Origin of the sequence: Sphingomonas sp. R86521 (assembly GCF_042466235.1) — a bacterium.
Classification (GTDB): Bacteria; Pseudomonadota; Alphaproteobacteria; order Sphingomonadales; family Sphingomonadaceae; genus Sphingomonas.
The window spans coordinates 391,555-408,062 of the sequence record NZ_JAXHBY010000001.1 but is presented as its reverse complement, the minus strand read 5'-3'; the positions used below and the strand labels follow the sequence as shown (position 1 = coordinate 408,062).

The window sequence follows — 16,508 nt, the reverse complement described above, 5'->3', positions numbered from 1 at the left end:
ATGACCGACATCCGCACCGCCGCCCTCGAATCCAAAGCCTGGCCGTACGAGGAAGCGCGGAAACTGCTCAAGCGGTATCCGGACGGCAAGCCGGGCGGTGCGCCGATCCTGTTCGAGACCGGATACGGGCCGTCGGGCCTGCCGCATATCGGCACGTTCAACGAGGTCTTGCGGACGACGATGGTCCGGAATGCCTTCCACGCATTGTCGGATACGCCGACGCGTTTGATCGCGTTCTCGGACGACATGGACGGCCTGCGAAAAGTGCCGGACAACGTGCCGAACGGTGCGATGCTGGCCGAGCATCTCGGCAAGCCGTTGACGCAGGTGCCCGATCCGTTCGGGTGCCATGACAGCTTTGCCGCGCACAACAATGCGACGCTGCGCGACTTCCTCGACCGCTATGGCTTCGAGTATGAGTTCGCGTCGTCGACGGAATACTACACGACCGGAAAGTTCGACGCGGCGCTGAAGGGTGTGCTGCGGCACTTCCAGGGTATCCAGGACGTCATGCTGCCGACGCTGCGCGCGGAACGCCGCGCGACCTATTCCCCGGTGCTGCCGATCTCGCCGACCAGTGGCATCGTGCTGCAGGTGCCGATCGAGGTGGTCGACGCCGAAGCCGGGATCATCGCGTTCGAGGATGAGGGCCAGCGAATCGAGCAGAGCGTGCTCGGCGGCGAGGCGAAGCTGCAGTGGAAGGTCGACTGGGCGATGCGCTGGGTCGCGCTCGGTGTCGATTACGAGATGGCGGGCAAGGACCTGATCGATTCGGTGACGCAGTCGTCGAAGATCGCGCGCGTGCTTGGCGGTCGCCCGCCCGAGGGGTTCAACTACGAGATGTTCCTCGACGAGAGTGGCGAGAAGATCTCGAAGTCGAAGGGCAACGGGCTGAGCCTGGATCAGTGGCTGACCTATGGGCCGCAAGAATCGCTGGCGTTCTACGCGTATCGCGAGCCGAAAAAGGCCAAGTCGCTGCATATGGGCGTAATTCCCCGCGCGGTAGACGAGTACTGGCAGTTCCGCGGCAATTATGCGGGCCAGGATCTGAAGCAGAAGCTCGGCAATCCGGTGCATCACATCCATGACGGCAAGCTGCCGACGGGCGAGCTGCCGGTCACCTTCGGATTGCTGCTCAACCTGGTCGGCGTGATGGGCGACGCCAGCAAGGCGCAGGTCTGGGGCTATCTGGCGAACTACGTGCCCGATGCGTCGGCGGAGACCTATCCCGAGCTCGATCGGTTGATCGACCATGCGCTGGCGTACGGACGCGATTTCGTTGCGCCGACGCTGAAGCGGCGTGCGCCCGAGGGCGTCGAGGTCGCGGCGCTGGAACGGCTGGACGCCGAACTCGCGGCGTTGCCGGCCGATGCGAGCGCCGAGGATATCCAGAATATCGTCTACGAGATCGGCAAGACCGGCGGGTTCGAGACGCTGCGCGACTGGTTCAAGGCGCTGTACGAGACGCTGCTCGGGTCCGAACAGGGGCCGCGGATGGGCAGCTTCATCGCGCTGTACGGGATCGCGAACTCGAGGAAACTGATCGCCGAGGCGCTGGCGCGATAACCGCGCGGGGCCTCAGCGCGTGGTCTCGCCCGCGAAGCTGAGTTCCAGCCGCTTCGAATTCGACGGCACGTCGAGTTTCGCCGAGTTGAAGTCGATCGCGCCGCCCGGCGGCAGCGTCCGCTGCTGCGGGGTAATCGTCCAGCTATAGACGATCCGGCCCTGTGCATCGCGGAGTTCGGCGCGGATGTCGGGGACGCGCTGGCGTGAATCCGACGGGTTGGTGACTTGGCCGCTGACCGCGAACAGCTCCGACCCGTTCTCCAGCTCGCGCCGTTCGATCGGGTTGTCGCGCAGCCGCAGCGGCGTCTCGTTGGCGCCGATCCCCAGCTTGGTGCCGATCCCCGGTGCGCCGAGATACAGGATCGCGACGACCGCGAGCAGCATCAGGATCCCCGCCGCGACCGCCGCGATCGTCCAGCGCTTCGCCATGTTGACGCGCGGCCGGAAGGACGCAGCGCCGACGTTGAAGCGGCTAGCCGGATCGGCAACCGGGTCCGGTGCAAAACCAGGGAGCGGCGACGGCGCCGGCAGCGGGGCGGCGGCAGGTTCCGGGGCCGGTTCGGGTGCCGATACCAGCGGTGCGAGCGGCGCGAACGGTGCCGGCGTCTCTGCAATCGGTACGGGAGCCGGTGGCGGTGCGACCAGATCGGCCGGGGCGGCGGCCTGGAACCAGCTATGCTTGCAGTTCGCGCAACGCACGGTGCGGCCGTCGGCGCCGATCGCGCTGTCGGGCACCAGATAGCGGGTGCTGCACTCGGGGCATTGCAGGATCATGGATACGCTTCATCACCGGGCCGCAGGGACGTGGCCGTTCGCGAGAAATCTAAGCACGGCGCCCCGACCCGTGGCAACCCCCGTGCCCCCGGCGCCAACCCCGTGTCACCTCTGGGGCCGTGCGCTTGAAGCCGCGCGCGGCGCATGCGAAAGCGGTCGACGGTATTGGACTGGAAAAGAACGGGCGCGACGACACGGATGGCGAACATCGTGCAGTTCGAGAATGTCGGCCTTCGCTATGGCACCAGCGCGGAGACGTTGACCGATGTCAGCTTCACGCTGCGCAGCGGGCATTTCTACTTCGTCACCGGGGCCAGCGGTGCGGGCAAGACGTCGTTGCTGAAGCTGCTCTATCTCGCGCAACGCCCGAGCCGGGGAATCATCCGGCTGTTCGGCGAGGATGCGGTGCTGTTGCCGCGCGACCGCCTGCCCGGGTTCCGCCGGCGCATCGGCGTGGTGTTCCAGGATTTCCGCCTCGTCCCGCATCTGTCGGCGCGCGACAATATCGCGTTGCCGCTGCGGGTCGCCGGCGTCGCCGAAGTCGATATCGAACAGCCGGTGCAGGAGATGCTGGCCTGGGTCGGGCTGGCTGAGCGCGCGCACGCCCGCCCGGCGACGCTGTCGGGCGGCGAGCAGCAGCGCGTGGCGATCGCGCGCGCGGTGATCGGCCGGCCCGAGATCCTGGTCGCCGACGAGCCCACCGGCAACGTCGATCCCGACATGGCCGAGCGGCTGCTGCATTTGTTCGATTCGCTCAACAAGCTGGGCACCACCGTGGTGGTCGCGACGCACGATTTCCACCTGCTCAACCGGATCCCGAACGCGCAGATGATGCGGCTCGATCGCGGGCGGCTGCTCGATCCCAGCGGGCTGCTGCGTCATCCGCCGCATCGGCCCGATTCATGAAGCGCGTGCTCGACGAGGTCGGCGGGCTGCGCGCGATGACCTGGGTGATGGCGATCATGCTGTTCCTGACGATGCTCGCCGCCGCGCTGGGGCTGGGCACCGCGGGTGCCGCGCGGCTGCTCGACCGGCAGCTGTCGGGGCGGCTCACGGTGCAGGTCGTCCAGGGCGATCCGGTCCGCCGCGATGCCGCCGCCGCGCGCATCGTCACCGCGCTGCGCCGCCTGCCCGAGGTCGCGCGCGCCACCCCGGTCGATCGCGCGGAACTGACGCGGCTGTTGCGCCCATGGCTCGGCAGCGACGGCGCCGACCCGCAGCTGCCGGTCCCGGCGATGATCGATGTCGACCTGGCCAGCGGCGATGCGGGCGATGCGCGGATCGCCGCGGCGGTCCATGCGATCAGCCCGGCCGCGCGCGTCGACCGCCACGAACGATGGATGTCGCCGGTCAGCGGCTTCATGACGTCGCTGACCTGGCTGGCGCTGACGCTGGTGCTGCTGATGGCGGGTGCGACCGCGGCGGTGGTGGTGCTGGCGGCGCGCGCCGGACTGGAGGCGCATCGCCCGACGATCGAGGTGATGCACATGCTCGGATCGACCGACCTCCAGGTGGCGCGACTGTTCCAGCGCCGGATCGCACTGGATGCGACGTTTGGCGGGATCGTCGGCGGGATCGCCGCGCTGGGCGTGATCGCGCTGATCGGCGTGCGGCTGAGCCAACTGGGATCCGAGCTCCTTGGCGGGATCCTGCTGACCGCGGCGGACTGGCTGCTGCTGGTGTGCCTACCGATCGGCTTCGTCCTGCTGGCGACGGTGTCCGCGCGGCTGACGATCGTCCGTGCGCTGAGGCTGACGCTGTGATCGTCCGGCTGTTCGGAGTCGTCGCGCTGGCGTGGGCGCTGGGGTTCGCAGCGTTCATGTTGATGCTGCCGGTGCCGCTGGAGGGTACGACGACCGACGCCATCGTCGTGCCGACCGGGGCGGCGGGGCGGATAGACCGCGGGCTCGAGCTGCTGCGTCGCCATCAGGCGCGGCGGATGCTGGTCACCGGCGTCGCGCCCGGCGTGCGGGCGATCGACCTGGCGCGCGAATACCGCACGCCGTCGACGCTGTTCGCGTGCTGCGTCGACCTGGGCGCCGATGCGGTCGATACGCGCTCCAATGCCGAGGAGACCGCGGCCTGGGTGCGGGTCCACAAGTATCGCTCGGTACGGCTCGTCACCTCGGACTGGCACGTCCCGAGGGCGAAGATGGAGCTCGACGCGGCGCTCGATCATCACGTCACGGTGCTGGGCGACGGCGTGCCGGGCACCCCGCGGCTCGGCACCTTGGTCAACGAATACAACAAGCTGATCCTGCGGCGGATCGCGCTGTGGATCGGAATGGGATCATGATCGCCTGGTTACGCACCGCCATCTTCATGGTGGTGTTCTACAGCATCTCGCTGCCGATCGTCGCCAGCGTGCCGATCTCCGCGCTGTTCGGCGACAAGGCGGTGATCGCGCATGCCACGGTGTGGACGCGCTTCCACCGCTGGGCGACGCGCGTCATTCTCGGCATCCAGATCCGCATCGAGGGGACGCGGCCGACCGAGCCTGCTTTCTATGCGTGCAAGCACCAGGCGATGTTCGAGACGCTCGAGCTGCAGGCGTTGCTCGACGGCCCGGCGATGGTGCTGAAGCGCGAGCTCGCCGACATCCCGCTCTGGGGCTGGGCGGCGCGGCGCTACGGCGCGATCGTCGTCGACCGCGACGCATCGGCCGGCGCGATGCGGGGGATGATGCGCGAGGCGACCGCGGCAAAGGCGACCGGCCGCTCGATCCTGATCTTCCCCGAGGGCACGCGGGTATCGCCGGGCGAACAACCGCCGCTGAAGCCCGGATTTGCCGGGCTGTACCGCGCGCTGAAAATGCCGACCGTGCCGATCGCGTGCGACAGCGGCGTGGCGTGGCCGAAGAAGGGGCCGAAGGGGCCAGGGGTGATTACCTTCCGGTTCGGAGAGGTGGTGCCACCGGGCCTGCCGCGCGAGGAGGCCGAGCGCCGCGTCCATGAGGCGATGAACGCGCTGGAGACCTAGCCGTTCTTCTGCGCAGGCAGGAGTCCAGGGTTACGCACGTCGCACTCGGTTACCCTGGATTCCTGCCTGCGCAGGAACACCCTTAGTCGTGCGTGCGGCCGAAATCGGGGGCGTCGTCGTCCTGGCCCTGTTCGACGATCGAGCGGCGGACCGCACGGGTGCGGGTGAAGAGGTCGAACAGCGCGTCGCCGTCGCCCCAGCGGATCGCGCGCTGGAGGTGGCTGAGGTCCTCCGAGAAGCGCTGGAGCATTTCGAGCACCGCCTCGCGGTTGGTCAGGAAGACGTCGCGCCACATCGTCGGGTCCGACGCCGCGATCCGGGTGAAGTCGCGAAAGCCGCCGGCCGAATATTTGATGACCTCGGACTGCGTCACCTCCTCCAGGTCGCTGGCGGTACCGACGATGGTGTAGGCGATGAGGTGCGGCAGGTGGCTGGTGATCGCGAGCACGCGGTCGTGATGCTCGGGCGCCATCGTCTCGACCTCGGCGCCGAGCCGCCGCCAGAATTCGGAGACGCGCTCGACCGCGGCGGCGTCGGCGCCTTCGGGCGGGGTGACGATGCACCAGCGGTGGCGGAACAGCGTCGCGAACCCCGCCTCGGGGCCGCTGCGTTCGGTGCCGGCGACCGGATGTGCTGGAATGATCGTGGCGTTCGGCAGCGCAGCGGAGAGCGCGCGCGCGACCTCGGCCTTGCAGCTGCCGACGTCGCTGACGATCGCGTCGGCGGGCAGGTCGGCGGCGAAGTCTGCCGCGACCGCGCCCATCGCGCCGACCGGTACGCACAGGATGACGAGGTCGGCGTCGATTACCGCCGCGCCCGCGCTGTCGGCGACGTCATGGCAGATCTCCAGCCGGTCCGCGGTCTCGCGCACGCCGGCGTCGGCATCAAAGCCGGTCACGCGCACGGTCGGCATTGCCGCCATAACGCCACGCGCGATCGACGATCCGATCAGCCCCAGCCCGATGATCGTAACGCGGGCGAACGGCAACATCAGCGTTCGGTCAGCGCACGCAACGCCGCGATCACGCCTCTGGTCTCGGCCTCGGTCCCGATCGTGATGCGCAGCGCGTCGGGCAGGCCCTGCCCCGGTAGCCAGCGGACGATGTACCCGGCGTCCATCAGCCCATGATAGGCGGCGTCGGCGGTCAGCGTGCCCTCGAACAGCACCAGCACGAAGTTTGCCTTGGACGGTACCGCGCGCAGCCCCGCGTTCCCCATCGCTTCGATCTGGTCGACGAACCAGCCGCGCCATGTGTCGTTGTGCGCGCGCGTCGCGTCGACGAACGCGGTGTCGCCGATCGCCGCGACCGCCGCCGCCTGGCCCGCGGTGGTGACGTTGAACGGCGCGCGGATGCGGTGCATCGCGTCTATGACTGCCGGGCAAGCATAGCCCCAACCGATGCGCTCGGCGGCGAGGCCGTGGATCTTCGAGAAGGTCCGCGTCACCAGCACGTTCGCCTCGGTCATCGCCAGCGCGAGGCCGGCATCGTCCTCTTCGGGGCTGAGATATTCGGCATAGGCCTGGTCGAGCACCAGCAGCACGTCGCGCGGCAAGCCCGCATGCAGCCGCGCGATCTCGCTGCGGACCGTGAAGGTGCCGGTCGGGTTGTTGGGGTTGGCGACGAAGACAACGCGGGTACGCTCGGTCACCGCCGCCAGGATCGCGTCGACATCGGTCGCATAGTCGCGGTCGGGGACGATGATAGGTTCGGCACCGACGCGCCGGGTCGCGATCTCGTACACCGCAAAGCCGTAGCGGACATGGATGATCTCGTCGCCAGGCCCGGCATAGGCACCCGCGGCGAGATGCAGGATCTCGTCCGAGCCGGTGCCATAGATGATCCGCGCGGGGTCCAGATTGTAATGACCGGCCAGCGCCTCGCGCAGTTCGGCCGCGCTGGCGTCCGGGTAGCGTTCCAGCGTCCGGTCGGCGGCATCGAACGCGGCCTTGGCGGCGGCGCTGGTGCCGAGCGGGTTCTCGTTCGACGACAGCTTGATGACGGTGCGGCCATCGTCGGTCGTCGAACGGCCGGGGGTGTAAGGCGCGATGCCCAGGATCCAGGGTTTGGGAGCAGGTACGGTCATGACGGTGCTGTAGCGATGCGCCGCGCTATGAACCACCCCCATGGATGGGTATGAGGCGCCATGCCTGCACCCGCGCCCGCCCCTGCTCCTGCCCCAGCCGTAAACGACGATCGCTTCGGGCTGGCGCGCCGCGTGACGCTGCCGGGGCCGCTGCGGCTCGATGGCGGCGTGCTGCTGTCGCCGGTCGACATCGCGTATGAAACGTACGGCAATCTCAACGCCGACGCGTCGAATGCGGTGCTGGTCTGCCACGCACTGACCGGCGACCAGCATGTCGCGTCCGCGCATCCGCGCACCGGCAAGCCGGGCTGGTGGACGCGGATGGTCGGTCCGGGCTGCCCGATCGATCCGGACCGCGATTTCGTGGTCTGCGCGAACGTGCTGGGCAGTTGCATGGGATCGTCGGGCCCGGCGACCATCAACCCGGCGACCGGCGCGCCTTGGGGCATGGCGTTCCCGGTCATCACGATCCGCGACATGGTCCGTGCGCAGGCGATGCTGCTCGACCATCTCGGCATCGGCGTGCTGGCGGCGGTGGTCGGCGGGTCGATGGGCGGGATGCAGGCGCTGAGCTGGCCCGCGACCTTCCCCGACCGCGTCCGTGCCACCGTCGTGATCGCATCGACCGCGCGCCACACCGCGCAGAACATCGCGTTCCACGAGGTCGGACGCCAGGCGGTGATGGCCGACCCGAACTGGCGCGGCGGCGACTATTATGGCGCGGGCGATCCCCCCGCCGCCGGCCTCGCGGTTGCGCGGATGGCGGCGCACATCACCTATCTGTCCGAGGCCGGACTGACCGAGAAATTCGGGCGGCGGCTACAGGCGCGCGAGGCCAAGAGCTTCGGGTTCGACGCCGATTTCCAGGTCGAGAGCTATCTGCGCCATCAGGGGCTCGCCTTCACCGACCGGTTCGACGCCAACTCCTATCTCTATATCACGCGCGCGATGGATTATTACGACCTTGCCGAGGAGCATGGCGGCCTGCTCGCCAACGCCTTTCGCGCGACCAAATCACGGTTCTGTCTGGTCAGTTTCGACACCGACTGGCTGTATCCGACGCCCGAATCGCGCAGCATCGTCCAGGCGCTCAACGCCGCGGGGGCGCCGGTCAGCTTCGTCGAGCTGTCGAGCCCCTATGGCCACGACGCCTTTCTGCTCGAATCGCCCGAACTCAACCGCGTCGTCGACGGATTCTTGAGGGCTGGGGCATGATCGCGTTATCCGACGACAAGGCGCTGTTGCAGGTCGATCGCGTCCATGGCTGGCTCGCCGGCAGCTACTGGTCGCCAGGCATTTCGCGCGACCTGATCGAGCGTGCCATCGCCGGGTCGCATTGCCTGGGCGCGTACCGCGACGGGGTGCAGGTCGGCTATGCGCGGACGATCACCGATCACGCGACCTTTGCCTGGATCGCCGACGTGTTCATCGACGAAAGCTGCCGCGGTGAAGGACTCGGGCGGCGGATGGTCCAGTGGTTCCTCGACCTGCCAAGCTTTAACGGCATGCGCCGCGTCGCGCTCGGCACGCTCGATGCGCACGGCGTGTACGAGGCGCTCGGCTTTCACCCCCTGCTCCGGCCCGAACGCTTCATGGAACGGCTCGACCCCGGCGCTGCCACTCTGTTGCGGACCCAGTCATGACTTTGCGCGCCGATCTGGCCGTGATCGCGGAGAACGTCGCGATCGGATCGCGCGTGCTCGATGTCGGCTGCGGCGATGGCGCGCTGATGGCGGCGCTGCGCGACAATCGCGGCGTCGATGCGCGCGGGCTTGAGATCGACGCGGGCAACGTCGCCGCCGCGGTCGCGCGCGGGCTTTCGGTGATCCAGGGCGATGCTGACATCGACCTCGCCGGCTATCCCGATGGCAGCTTCGACTATGCGATCCTCAGCCAGACGCTGCAGACCGCACGCGCGCCCGACGTGGTGCTCGACGAACTGCTGCGGATCGGCCGGCGCGCGTTCGTCAGCTTCCCCAATTTCGCGCACTGGCGGGTGCGGCTGTCGTTGCTGTGGGGCGGACGGATGCCGGTGACTCGGCAATTGCCCGAAAGCTGGTACGATACGCCCAACATCCACCACGTCACGATCGACGATTTCCGCGCGTTCCTGAAGCCGCGCGGCGTTGCGGTCGAGGGCGCGTGGTTCCTGTCGGGCGACAAGCGGACGACGGCGGCGGCGGCGAATTTCCTTGCCGAACACGCGGTTTTCCTGCTGCGCCGGGCGTGACACTATTGACACCGTTGCGGGATTATTGATCCCGATCAGTAGTCGTGCGGAACGCTAACCACGATCGCGGGTTTGAGCGGCATGAGTAACACCGCGCTGATTGTCGAGGATGAGATCTTCGTCGCCCTCGACCTGGAGAGGATCCTGACCGACGCGGGCTATGCCGTGGTCGCGATCGCCGCGGACCGCGAGGCCGCCATCGCCGCCGCCCCGCAATGTTCGTTCGCGTTCATCGACATCAACCTGCGCGATGGCCCGACCGGTCCGGAAATCGCCGAGCGCATCGCTCGCGAGCATAACGTCAAGGTTGTGTTCGTAACCGCGAACCCAGGCCAGATCGATGCCGGCAGCCCCGCGCTCGGCTATATCCGCAAGCCGTTCAGCGAGTCCGCGATCCTGGCAGCAGCGGCGCTAGCCTGCGACGGCGCGCACCCCGCGACCGAGGACGTCGTTCGGTTGAGGGCCTGACCCTCCCGGTCGCTTTCGCGCGAACCCTGACTACCTACGCTGTACCAGCAGGAGACGATTCATGAATCCGACCGGCAACACGATCCTCATCACCGGTGGCGGATCGGGGATCGGCGCGGCGCTGGCGCAGCGGCTCCACGATGCGGGTAACAGTGTGATCGTCGCAGGGCGGCGGCAGGAGCCGCTCGACGAGACCATCGCTGGCCGCGAGCGGATGAGCGCGATGACGCTGAATATCGACGATCCCGCCGCAATCCGGGCGTTCGCGGACCGTGTCATCGCCGAGCACCCCGCGCTGAACGTCGTGGTCAACAATGCCGGCATAATGAAGCTGGAGGACGTCACCGCCAGCCGCGACCTGGCCGATGCCGAGGCTACCATCGTCACCAACCTGCTCGGGCCGATCCGGCTGATCGATGCGTTCGTCGATCATTTGAAGACGCAGCCGGGCGCGGCGATCGTCAACCTGACATCGGGTCTGGCATTCGTGCCGCTGGTCGCTGCACCGACCTATTCCGCGACCAAGGCGGCGATCCATTCCTATACCGTCAGCTTGCGCCGCGCGCTGGACGGCAAGGTCGCGGTGATCGAGATCGCACCGCCGGGGGTCCAGACCGGGCTTACCCCTGGGCAGGAGACCCGGCCGGGCTACATGCCGCTGGAGGCGTTCGCCGACGAGGTCATGACGCTATGGGCGCAGCAGCCGGCGTCGGGCGAGATCCTGGTCGAGCGGGTGCGGCCGCTGCGCAATGCCGAGGCGGATCACCGGTTCCCGGAAACGCTGGTCCAGTTGAACGAAGCCGCCGAACGCGCGCGTGCGGCGGGTAACAGCTAGCGGACCGTCGGCGTCGAGTGATCCTGGCGCGGGGCGGCGGCTCTTTTAGGAACCGCGGCCCCGCGCTAGACGGGCGCCATGGCGTTGCTCGATATTGCGGTTGCCGGGTGTGGACCGGCGGGGCTGGCCGCGGCCGTGCTGCTCGCGCGCGACGGCCACCGCGTCACCATCTTCGAACGGTTCGACACGCCGCATGCGGTCGGATCGGGGTTGATGCTGCAGCCGACCGGGCTTGCCGTGTTACGCGCGCTTGGCCTCGACGCGACGGTGATCGCGTCGGGCGCGAAGATCGCGCATCTGTCCGGGCAGGCCGGCGCGCGCAAGGTGCTCGACGTGCATTATGCCGCGCTGGGGCGACGGGCGGCGTTCGGGGTCGGGATCCACCGCGCCTCGCTGTTCGGCGTGCTCCACGATGCCGCGATCGCGGAAGCCATCACGATCGAGACCGGGCGGCCCTTGCGCGTCACCGAACTGACGGGCAGCAAGCGTCGGTTGCTGTTCGCCGATGGCAGCCGGTCCGCGCCGTTCGATCTCGTGGTCGATGCGCTTGGCACCCGTACGCCGCTGGCGCCGCCGACCGGCCATGCGCTGGCCTATGGTGCGCTGTGGGCGAACCTCGACTGGCCCGATGACGCCGGCTTCCGCACCGATACCCTCGCGCAACGCTATCGCCGGGCCAGCGTCATGGCGGGCGTGCTGCCGGTCGGGACGCCGCCCGGAGTATCGCGTCCGCAGGCGGCGTTCTTCTGGTCGCTGCGGGTCGACCGGCTGGATGCGTGGCGCACCGCCGGGCTCGACGCCTGGAAGGCCGAGGTTGCGGCGTTGTGGCCGGCGACGCGGCCGTTGCTCGAGCAGATCGACACGGCCGATCGCCTGACCTTCGCCGCCTATGCGCATCGCACGCTGGCCGCACCTGCCGAGCCCGGCATGATCCATATCGGCGACGCATGGCATTCCGCGAGCCCGCAGCTTGGCCAGGGCGCGAACATGGCGCTGCTCGACGCCTATGCGCTTGCGCTGGGTCTGCGCGCGTATCCGCAGGTCGACGCCGCGATCGCGCATGCGGTGGGGCTGCGAAGGCGACATGTCCGCCTTTACCAGGCGATGACCGCCGCGTTCACGCCGGTGTATCAGTCGGACAGCCGCGTCTTGCCGGTCGTCCGCGATCTGCTGGTCGGCCCGCTATCGAAGCTTTGGCCGGGGACGTGGATCCAGGCGGCGATGGTCAGCGGACTGATCGGCCAGCCGCTCGGCCGTCTCGGGCTTGGATCGATGCCCTGAACGCTACGGCCGCGCCGTGACGGCCGCGTCGGTCGGCGGGTCGGGCATCGCGAACGTCTTCGACAGTCCGTGGTACAGCTTCTCGCGACATACCCATTGGCTGGCGGCATCGGCGATGAAGGCGGTCGCGAACATCGGCAGCATCAGGCCGCGGCTGGCGGTGGTTTCCGACAGGATGATCACCGCGGTCAGCGGCGCCCGGACGACGCCGGCGAAATAAGCCACCATGCCGAGGATCACGATCGCGCTTGCGGGTTCGCCGGGAAAGATTTCGCGCAGCAGGTTGCCGACGCCCGCACCAACCGCCAGCGACGGCGCGAAGATCCCGCCCGGCAGTCCCGCGATCGCGGTGGCCGCGGTCGCGACGAACTTGGCGGGCCCGAACCACAGCGGCGCATCGGTCCCGACGATCATCGCGCGTGCGGCGGAATAGCCGGTGCCCCAGGTCAGCCCGGTGAACACGCCGAGGATCGCGACGACGGCCCCGCATGCACCGGCGAACTTGACCGGATTGGCGCGCGTCCAGGCGGTCACGCGGTTGCGACTGCGCGCCATCGCCAGCAGGATGCGTGAGAACAATCCGCCGGCCATGCCGCCGGCGATACCGGCGACGGGCGCGACGAGTATCGCCGATAGAAGGGGCATGTGCGCGCCGATCGCGCCGAAGTAGATATAATCGCCCTGAACCGACTGCGCGACCATGCCGGCGATGACGATCGCGGCGAGGACGAGCAGCGTGACGCGCTGTTCATAGGCCGACGCCAGTTCCTCGATCGCGAACAACAGCCCGGCGAGCGGGGTGTTGAACGCCGCCGCGACCCCCGCCGCGCCGCCCGCAATCAGGACGCCGCCGCGCAACGGCACGCGGACGATGCGGTGGGTCAGCCCCATCACCGCGGCGGCGAGCTGGACGGTCGGCCCCTCGCGCCCGACCGATGCGCCGCCCAGCACCGCGCCGATCGTCAGCACCGCCTTTGCAGCGACCGTCCGCACCGAGATCAGCGTCCGGGTGGCGTCGTTGGGATGCGCCTGCGCCGCGATCACCTGCGGGATCCCCGACCCGCGCGCGAACGGGGCATAGCGGCGGGTCAGCCAGACCAGCGCCATGAAGGTCAGCGGCGTCGTCGCCAGCGGCAGCCAGTGCCAGGTCTGCGCATAGCCGGCAAAGACCTGCGCGGCGCGATCCGCGGCTTCGGCGAACAGCGTCGCGACGAGGCCGATCAGGATCGCGCCGGTGAGGATCGCGGCACGGGTCCGGAACTGCACTGAACGCGGGCCCCGCGTACGCAGCAGCGCGCGGTACCGCGACGGCGTCCAGCGCCTTGCCGGCATCAGACGATGAAACAGAGCGGCCATGACGCGACGTCAGACGTCGAGGTTGGCGACGTTCAGTGCGTTGTCCTGGATGAACTCGCGGCGGGGTTCGACGACTTCGCCCATCAGCTGGGTGAAGATCTCGTTCGCGCCCTCTGCGTTCAGCGCGGTTACGCGGAGCATCGAGCGGACGTTGGGGTCCAGCGTGGTTTCCCACAGCTGTTCCGCGTTCATCTCGCCCAGACCCTTGTAGCGCTGGATCGCGAGACCCTTGCGGCCCGCCGCCAGGATCGCGTCGAGCAGGTGGCTCGGCCGCGAGACCTGGGTCGATCCGCGGGTCGCCGTCGCGGTCGTCACCGTTCCCGGAACGCCCTGCCCGGCATCGGCAGCGTCCTCGCCGCCATCGGCCGTCTCGGGGGCTTCGGTCGCCGGCGCGTCGTCGACGACCTGGACTTTGCCAGCGGGGACGAGGTTCGAGGTGCGCCTGAAGCTTTCGGCCTGTTCCGCGGCCAGTGCGTGCAGCTTGCGCGCTTCGGCCGAGACCAGGAAGCTGGCTTCGACGATGTGGTGGTCGGTGACGCCGCGCCACGCGCGTTCGAAGTGGATGCCGCCCTCCTCGGTCAGTCGCGCGGTCCAGCGCGCATCGCCGTCGTCCGCCTCAAGCCGCCGCGTGACGGTTTCCAGGCTGGTCGTCCGCGTCTCGCGCGACGCTTCGGGATCGAACATGCCGCCCAGCGCCAGCGCCTCGATGATCCCGGCATCGTAGCGCTTGGGGACATAGCGCATCAGCGTGCGCATCCGGCGTGCATGATCGACCAGTTCGCGCAGGTCCGCACCCGAACGCGCGCCGCCTGGCCCCTCGAGCACCATTGCCGAAACGCCCGCCTCGACTAGGTATTCGTCGAGCGCGGCGTCGTCTTTGAGGTACACCTCGGACCGGCCCTTGGTCGCCTTATACAGTGGCGGCTGAGCGATATAGAGGTACCCGCCCTCGATGATCTTGGGCATGTGGCGATAGAACAGCGTCAGCAACAGCGTGCGGATGTGCGCGCCATCGACGTCTGCGTCGGTCATGATGACGATCTTGTGGTAGCGCAGCTTGTCGGCGTTGAAGTCGTCGCGGATGCCGGTGCCCATCGCGGTGATGAGCGTGCCGATCTCGCGGCTCGACAGCATCCGGTCTTCACGCGCGCGCTCGGTGTTGAGGATCTTGCCGCGCAACGGCAGGATCGCCTGGAAGTGGCGATCGCGGCCCTGCTTTGCCGAGCCGCCGGCCGAGTCACCCTCGACCAGGAACAGTTCGGACTTGGCGGGATCGCGCTCCTGGCAGTCGGCGAGCTTGCCGGGCAGCGAGGCGATGTCCATCACGCCCTTCCGACGCGTCAGTTCGCGCGCACGCTTGGCGGCTTCGCGCGCTGCGGCGGCGTCGATGATTTTCGCGACGATCGCTTTTCCGTGCGCGGGGTTCTCCTCGAGCCACTCCGCCATCTTGTCGGCCATCAGCGACTCAAGCGGCTGGCGGACTTCGGACGAGACCAGCTTGTCCTTGGTCTGGCTGCTGAACTTCGGATCGGGCAGCTTGACCGAGACGATCGCGGTCAGGCCCTCGCGCATGTCCTCGCCGGTGAGCTGGACCTTCTCCTTCTTCAACATGCCGGATTTCTCGGCATAGTTGTTGAGCGTGCGGGTCAGCGCGGCGCGGAACGCGGCCATGTGCGTGCCGCCGTCGCGCTGCGGGATGTTGTTGGTGAAGGCGAGGACGTTCTCGTAATACGAGTCGTTCCACTGCAGCGCGACGTCCATCGTGACGTCGTCGCGGGTGCCGCTGATCGCGACCGGCTCGGGCATCAACGGCACCTTCGCGCGATCGAGATACTTCACGAACGCGGCGATCCCGCCCTCGTAGTAAAGCTCGACGGTCTTGCGCTCTTCGTGCCGAGCATCGCTGAGGAACAGACGGACGCCCGAGTTGAGGAACGCCAGTTCGCGGTAGCGATGCTCGAGCTTGTCGAAGTCGAAATCGGTGATCTTAAAGGTGGCGGGCGACGGGAAGAACGTCACGCGCGTGCCCTTTTGCCCCTCCGCCGCGGGGCCTACGACCTTGAGCGGCGCGACCGCATCGCCGAACGCAAAGCGCATGTAATGCTCCTGGCCGTCGCGCCAGATCGTCAGGTCAAGCCATTCGCTGAGCGCGTTGACGACCGAGACGCCGACGCCGTGCAGGCCGCCCGAAACCTTGTAGGCGTTCTCATCCGACGTATTCTCGAACTTACCGCCGGCGTGGAGCTGGGTCATGATGACCTCGGCTGCGGACACGCCTTCCTCGGTGTGGATCCCGGTCGGGATACCGCGGCCGTTGTCGGTGACGCTGACCGATCCGTCGGCGTTGAGGACGATGTCGATCCGGTCGCAATGTCCCGCTAGCGCCTCGTCGATCGCGTTGTCGCTGACCTCGAACACCATGTGGTGCAGGCCCGACCCGTCGTCGGTATCGCCGATGTACATGCCCGGACGCTTGCGGACCGCGTCGAGGCCCTTGAGCACCTTGATCGAGTCCGCGCCGTAATCGCCCTGGTTGGGCAGGTTGGGATTGTTGCTTTCGGGGGGTGTTGCCATGCCCAGTATATAGGCACGCGGGGGCCGAAACGGAAGCGAAATGGCCGTGTGCGGCGGTCGCCCGTCAGACCCGGCTGGGGTCCTGCTGCAACTGCCACACGATGCTGCCCCACAGGCTGCGGGTGTGCAGCGCGACGGCTTCGCGTGCGGCGCGGGCCTGGGGGGTGGCGGCATCGAGCTGATCGAGGCTCGCGACGTTCGCGTCGCGAAGCCGCTCCGCCTGGCCCACCGCGTTCGGATCGCCCGCAAGCACCGACAGCCAGACGCCCTCGACGGCAAGGCGCAGCGCTACGATCTGGGCTTGAAGGTCGGCAACGTCGTCCATGCTCGGTCTCTCCTGGATGAGTGCCTGCCCTCACG

Annotated in this window: 17 protein-coding genes; 11 read left to right on the top strand and 6 right to left on the bottom strand. The window is 68.3% G+C overall.

Features of this window, described 5'->3' with window-relative positions:
• Entirely contained in the window at positions 1 to 1,566 is a 1,566-nt protein-coding gene (locus SJY20_RS01975) for a lysine--tRNA ligase (RefSeq protein ID WP_380784934.1), read from the top strand.
• Between the two features lie 12 nt (positions 1,567 to 1,578).
• On the opposite strand, the gene SJY20_RS01970 is transcribed toward SJY20_RS01975, so the two are convergent.
• Positions 1,579 to 2,340, bottom strand: a complete 762-nt coding sequence (locus SJY20_RS01970) for an MJ0042-type zinc finger domain-containing protein (RefSeq protein ID WP_380784933.1) — start codon at positions 2,338 to 2,340, stop codon at positions 1,579 to 1,581.
• 198 nt (positions 2,341 to 2,538) lie between these two features.
• On the opposite strand from SJY20_RS01970, the gene ftsE reads away from it, so the two are divergent.
• The 4 genes from ftsE to SJY20_RS01950 are packed head-to-tail and all read left to right on the top strand — an operon-like array spanning position 2,539 to position 5,319.
• The gene (gene ftsE / locus SJY20_RS01965; RefSeq protein WP_380784932.1) at positions 2,539 to 3,246 is read left to right on the top strand and encodes a cell division ATP-binding protein FtsE; all 708 of its coding nucleotides are present in this window, start codon (positions 2,539 to 2,541) and stop codon (positions 3,244 to 3,246) included.
• Positions 3,243 to 4,103 (top strand): cell division protein FtsX, encoded by an 861-nt coding sequence (locus SJY20_RS01960; RefSeq protein WP_380784931.1) that lies wholly within the window; start codon positions 3,243 to 3,245, stop codon positions 4,101 to 4,103. Before ftsE ends, SJY20_RS01960 begins: the two co-directional genes overlap by 4 nt.
• Positions 4,100 to 4,636 (top strand): YdcF family protein, encoded by a 537-nt coding sequence (locus SJY20_RS01955; RefSeq protein ID WP_380784930.1) that lies wholly within the window; start codon positions 4,100 to 4,102, stop codon positions 4,634 to 4,636. The genes SJY20_RS01960 and SJY20_RS01955 overlap by 4 nt, the downstream gene beginning before the upstream one ends.
• Positions 4,633 to 5,319 carry a lysophospholipid acyltransferase family protein gene (locus SJY20_RS01950; protein ID WP_380784929.1) on the top strand — a complete coding sequence of 229 codons (687 nt, stop codon included), beginning with the start codon at positions 4,633 to 4,635 and terminating at the stop codon, positions 5,317 to 5,319. Before SJY20_RS01955 ends, SJY20_RS01950 begins: the two co-directional genes overlap by 4 nt.
• Before the next feature lie 82 nt (positions 5,320 to 5,401).
• Here the strand turns inward: SJY20_RS01950 and SJY20_RS01945 are convergent, their stop codons facing one another.
• Together SJY20_RS01945 and hisC are read right to left on the bottom strand one after the other, a co-directional pair.
• On the bottom strand, positions 5,402 to 6,310 hold the full coding sequence (locus SJY20_RS01945; RefSeq protein WP_380784928.1) for a prephenate/arogenate dehydrogenase family protein: 909 nt from the start codon (positions 6,308 to 6,310) through the stop codon (positions 5,402 to 5,404).
• Positions 6,310 to 7,404 (bottom strand): histidinol-phosphate transaminase, encoded by a 1,095-nt coding sequence (hisC, locus tag SJY20_RS01940; protein ID WP_380784927.1) that lies wholly within the window; start codon positions 7,402 to 7,404, stop codon positions 6,310 to 6,312. Before hisC ends, SJY20_RS01945 begins: the two co-directional genes overlap by 1 nt.
• Positions 7,405 to 7,464: 60 nt before the next feature.
• Here hisC and SJY20_RS01935 point away from each other — a divergent pair, with 60 nt between their 5' ends.
• The 6 genes from SJY20_RS01935 to SJY20_RS01910 all read left to right on the top strand — a co-directional run bounded on the left by SJY20_RS01935 (position 7,465) and on the right by SJY20_RS01910 (position 12,218).
• Positions 7,465 to 8,619, top strand: a complete 1,155-nt coding sequence (locus SJY20_RS01935; RefSeq protein WP_380784926.1) for a homoserine O-acetyltransferase — start codon at positions 7,465 to 7,467, stop codon at positions 8,617 to 8,619.
• A complete protein-coding gene (locus SJY20_RS01930; RefSeq protein ID WP_380784925.1) occupies positions 8,616 to 9,047 on the top strand; it encodes a GNAT family N-acetyltransferase in 432 nt (143 codons plus the stop codon). The genes SJY20_RS01935 and SJY20_RS01930 overlap by 4 nt, the downstream gene beginning before the upstream one ends.
• Positions 9,044 to 9,634 (top strand): methionine biosynthesis protein MetW, encoded by a 591-nt coding sequence (gene metW, locus SJY20_RS01925; protein WP_380784924.1) that lies wholly within the window; start codon positions 9,044 to 9,046, stop codon positions 9,632 to 9,634. Before SJY20_RS01930 ends, metW begins: the two co-directional genes overlap by 4 nt.
• Positions 9,635 to 9,715: 81 nt before the next feature.
• Positions 9,716 to 10,102: a response regulator gene (locus SJY20_RS01920; protein WP_380784923.1), complete on the top strand. Its 387-nt coding sequence runs from the start codon at positions 9,716 to 9,718 to the stop codon at positions 10,100 to 10,102.
• A gap of 61 nt (positions 10,103 to 10,163) precedes the next feature.
• Positions 10,164 to 10,937, top strand: coding sequence for an SDR family oxidoreductase (locus tag SJY20_RS01915; protein ID WP_380784922.1), 774 nt, complete (start codon positions 10,164 to 10,166; stop codon positions 10,935 to 10,937).
• 78 nt (positions 10,938 to 11,015) lie between these two features.
• Positions 11,016 to 12,218 (top strand): FAD-dependent oxidoreductase, encoded by a 1,203-nt coding sequence (locus SJY20_RS01910; RefSeq protein ID WP_380784921.1) that lies wholly within the window; start codon positions 11,016 to 11,018, stop codon positions 12,216 to 12,218.
• A 3-nt stretch (positions 12,219 to 12,221) separates the two neighbouring features.
• Here SJY20_RS01910 and SJY20_RS01905 read toward each other — a convergent pair whose 3' ends face one another.
• From SJY20_RS01905 to SJY20_RS01895, 3 genes are all read right to left on the bottom strand, one after another.
• Positions 12,222 to 13,574, bottom strand: a complete 1,353-nt coding sequence (locus SJY20_RS01905; RefSeq protein ID WP_380784920.1) for a chloride channel protein — start codon at positions 13,572 to 13,574, stop codon at positions 12,222 to 12,224.
• Between the two features lie 9 nt (positions 13,575 to 13,583).
• The gene (gyrB, locus tag SJY20_RS01900) at positions 13,584 to 16,148 is read right to left on the bottom strand and encodes a DNA topoisomerase (ATP-hydrolyzing) subunit B (protein ID WP_380784919.1); all 2,565 of its coding nucleotides are present in this window, start codon (positions 16,146 to 16,148) and stop codon (positions 13,584 to 13,586) included.
• 64 nt (positions 16,149 to 16,212) lie between these two features.
• Positions 16,213 to 16,473, bottom strand: a complete 261-nt coding sequence (locus SJY20_RS01895; RefSeq protein WP_380784918.1) for a hypothetical protein — start codon at positions 16,471 to 16,473, stop codon at positions 16,213 to 16,215.
• Positions 16,474 to 16,508: the final 35 nt, after the last annotated feature.

What these genes read in the sequence shown, in the direction of transcription:
- SJY20_RS01905 (WP_380784920.1), bottom strand. Translation starts at nt 13,574, where the DNA reads ATGGCCGCTCTGTTTCATCGTCTGATGCCGGCAAGGCGCTGGACGCCG.
- ftsE (WP_380784932.1), top strand. Translation starts at nt 2,539, where the DNA reads ATGGCGAACATCGTGCAGTTCGAGAATGTCGGCCTTCGCTATGGCACC.
- hisC (WP_380784927.1), bottom strand. Translation starts at nt 7,404, where the DNA reads ATGACCGTACCTGCTCCCAAACCCTGGATCCTGGGCATCGCGCCTTAC.
- SJY20_RS01895 (WP_380784918.1), bottom strand. Translation starts at nt 16,473, where the DNA reads ATGGACGACGTTGCCGACCTTCAAGCCCAGATCGTAGCGCTGCGCCTT.
- metW (WP_380784924.1), top strand. Translation starts at nt 9,044, where the DNA reads ATGACTTTGCGCGCCGATCTGGCCGTGATCGCGGAGAACGTCGCGATC.
- SJY20_RS01920 (WP_380784923.1), top strand. Translation starts at nt 9,716, where the DNA reads ATGAGTAACACCGCGCTGATTGTCGAGGATGAGATCTTCGTCGCCCTC.
- SJY20_RS01910 (WP_380784921.1), top strand. Translation starts at nt 11,016, where the DNA reads ATGGCGTTGCTCGATATTGCGGTTGCCGGGTGTGGACCGGCGGGGCTG.
- SJY20_RS01930 (WP_380784925.1), top strand. Translation starts at nt 8,616, where the DNA reads ATGATCGCGTTATCCGACGACAAGGCGCTGTTGCAGGTCGATCGCGTC.
- SJY20_RS01945 (WP_380784928.1), bottom strand. Translation starts at nt 6,310, where the DNA reads ATGTTGCCGTTCGCCCGCGTTACGATCATCGGGCTGGGGCTGATCGGA.
- SJY20_RS01915 (WP_380784922.1), top strand. Translation starts at nt 10,164, where the DNA reads ATGAATCCGACCGGCAACACGATCCTCATCACCGGTGGCGGATCGGGG.
- SJY20_RS01970 (WP_380784933.1), bottom strand. Translation starts at nt 2,340, where the DNA reads ATGATCCTGCAATGCCCCGAGTGCAGCACCCGCTATCTGGTGCCCGAC.
- SJY20_RS01960 (WP_380784931.1), top strand. Translation starts at nt 3,243, where the DNA reads ATGAAGCGCGTGCTCGACGAGGTCGGCGGGCTGCGCGCGATGACCTGG.
- SJY20_RS01950 (WP_380784929.1), top strand. Translation starts at nt 4,633, where the DNA reads ATGATCGCCTGGTTACGCACCGCCATCTTCATGGTGGTGTTCTACAGC.
- SJY20_RS01935 (WP_380784926.1), top strand. Translation starts at nt 7,465, where the DNA reads ATGCCTGCACCCGCGCCCGCCCCTGCTCCTGCCCCAGCCGTAAACGAC.
- SJY20_RS01975 (WP_380784934.1), top strand. Translation starts at nt 1, where the DNA reads ATGACCGACATCCGCACCGCCGCCCTCGAATCCAAAGCCTGGCCGTAC.
- gyrB (WP_380784919.1), bottom strand. Translation starts at nt 16,148, where the DNA reads ATGGCAACACCCCCCGAAAGCAACAATCCCAACCTGCCCAACCAGGGC.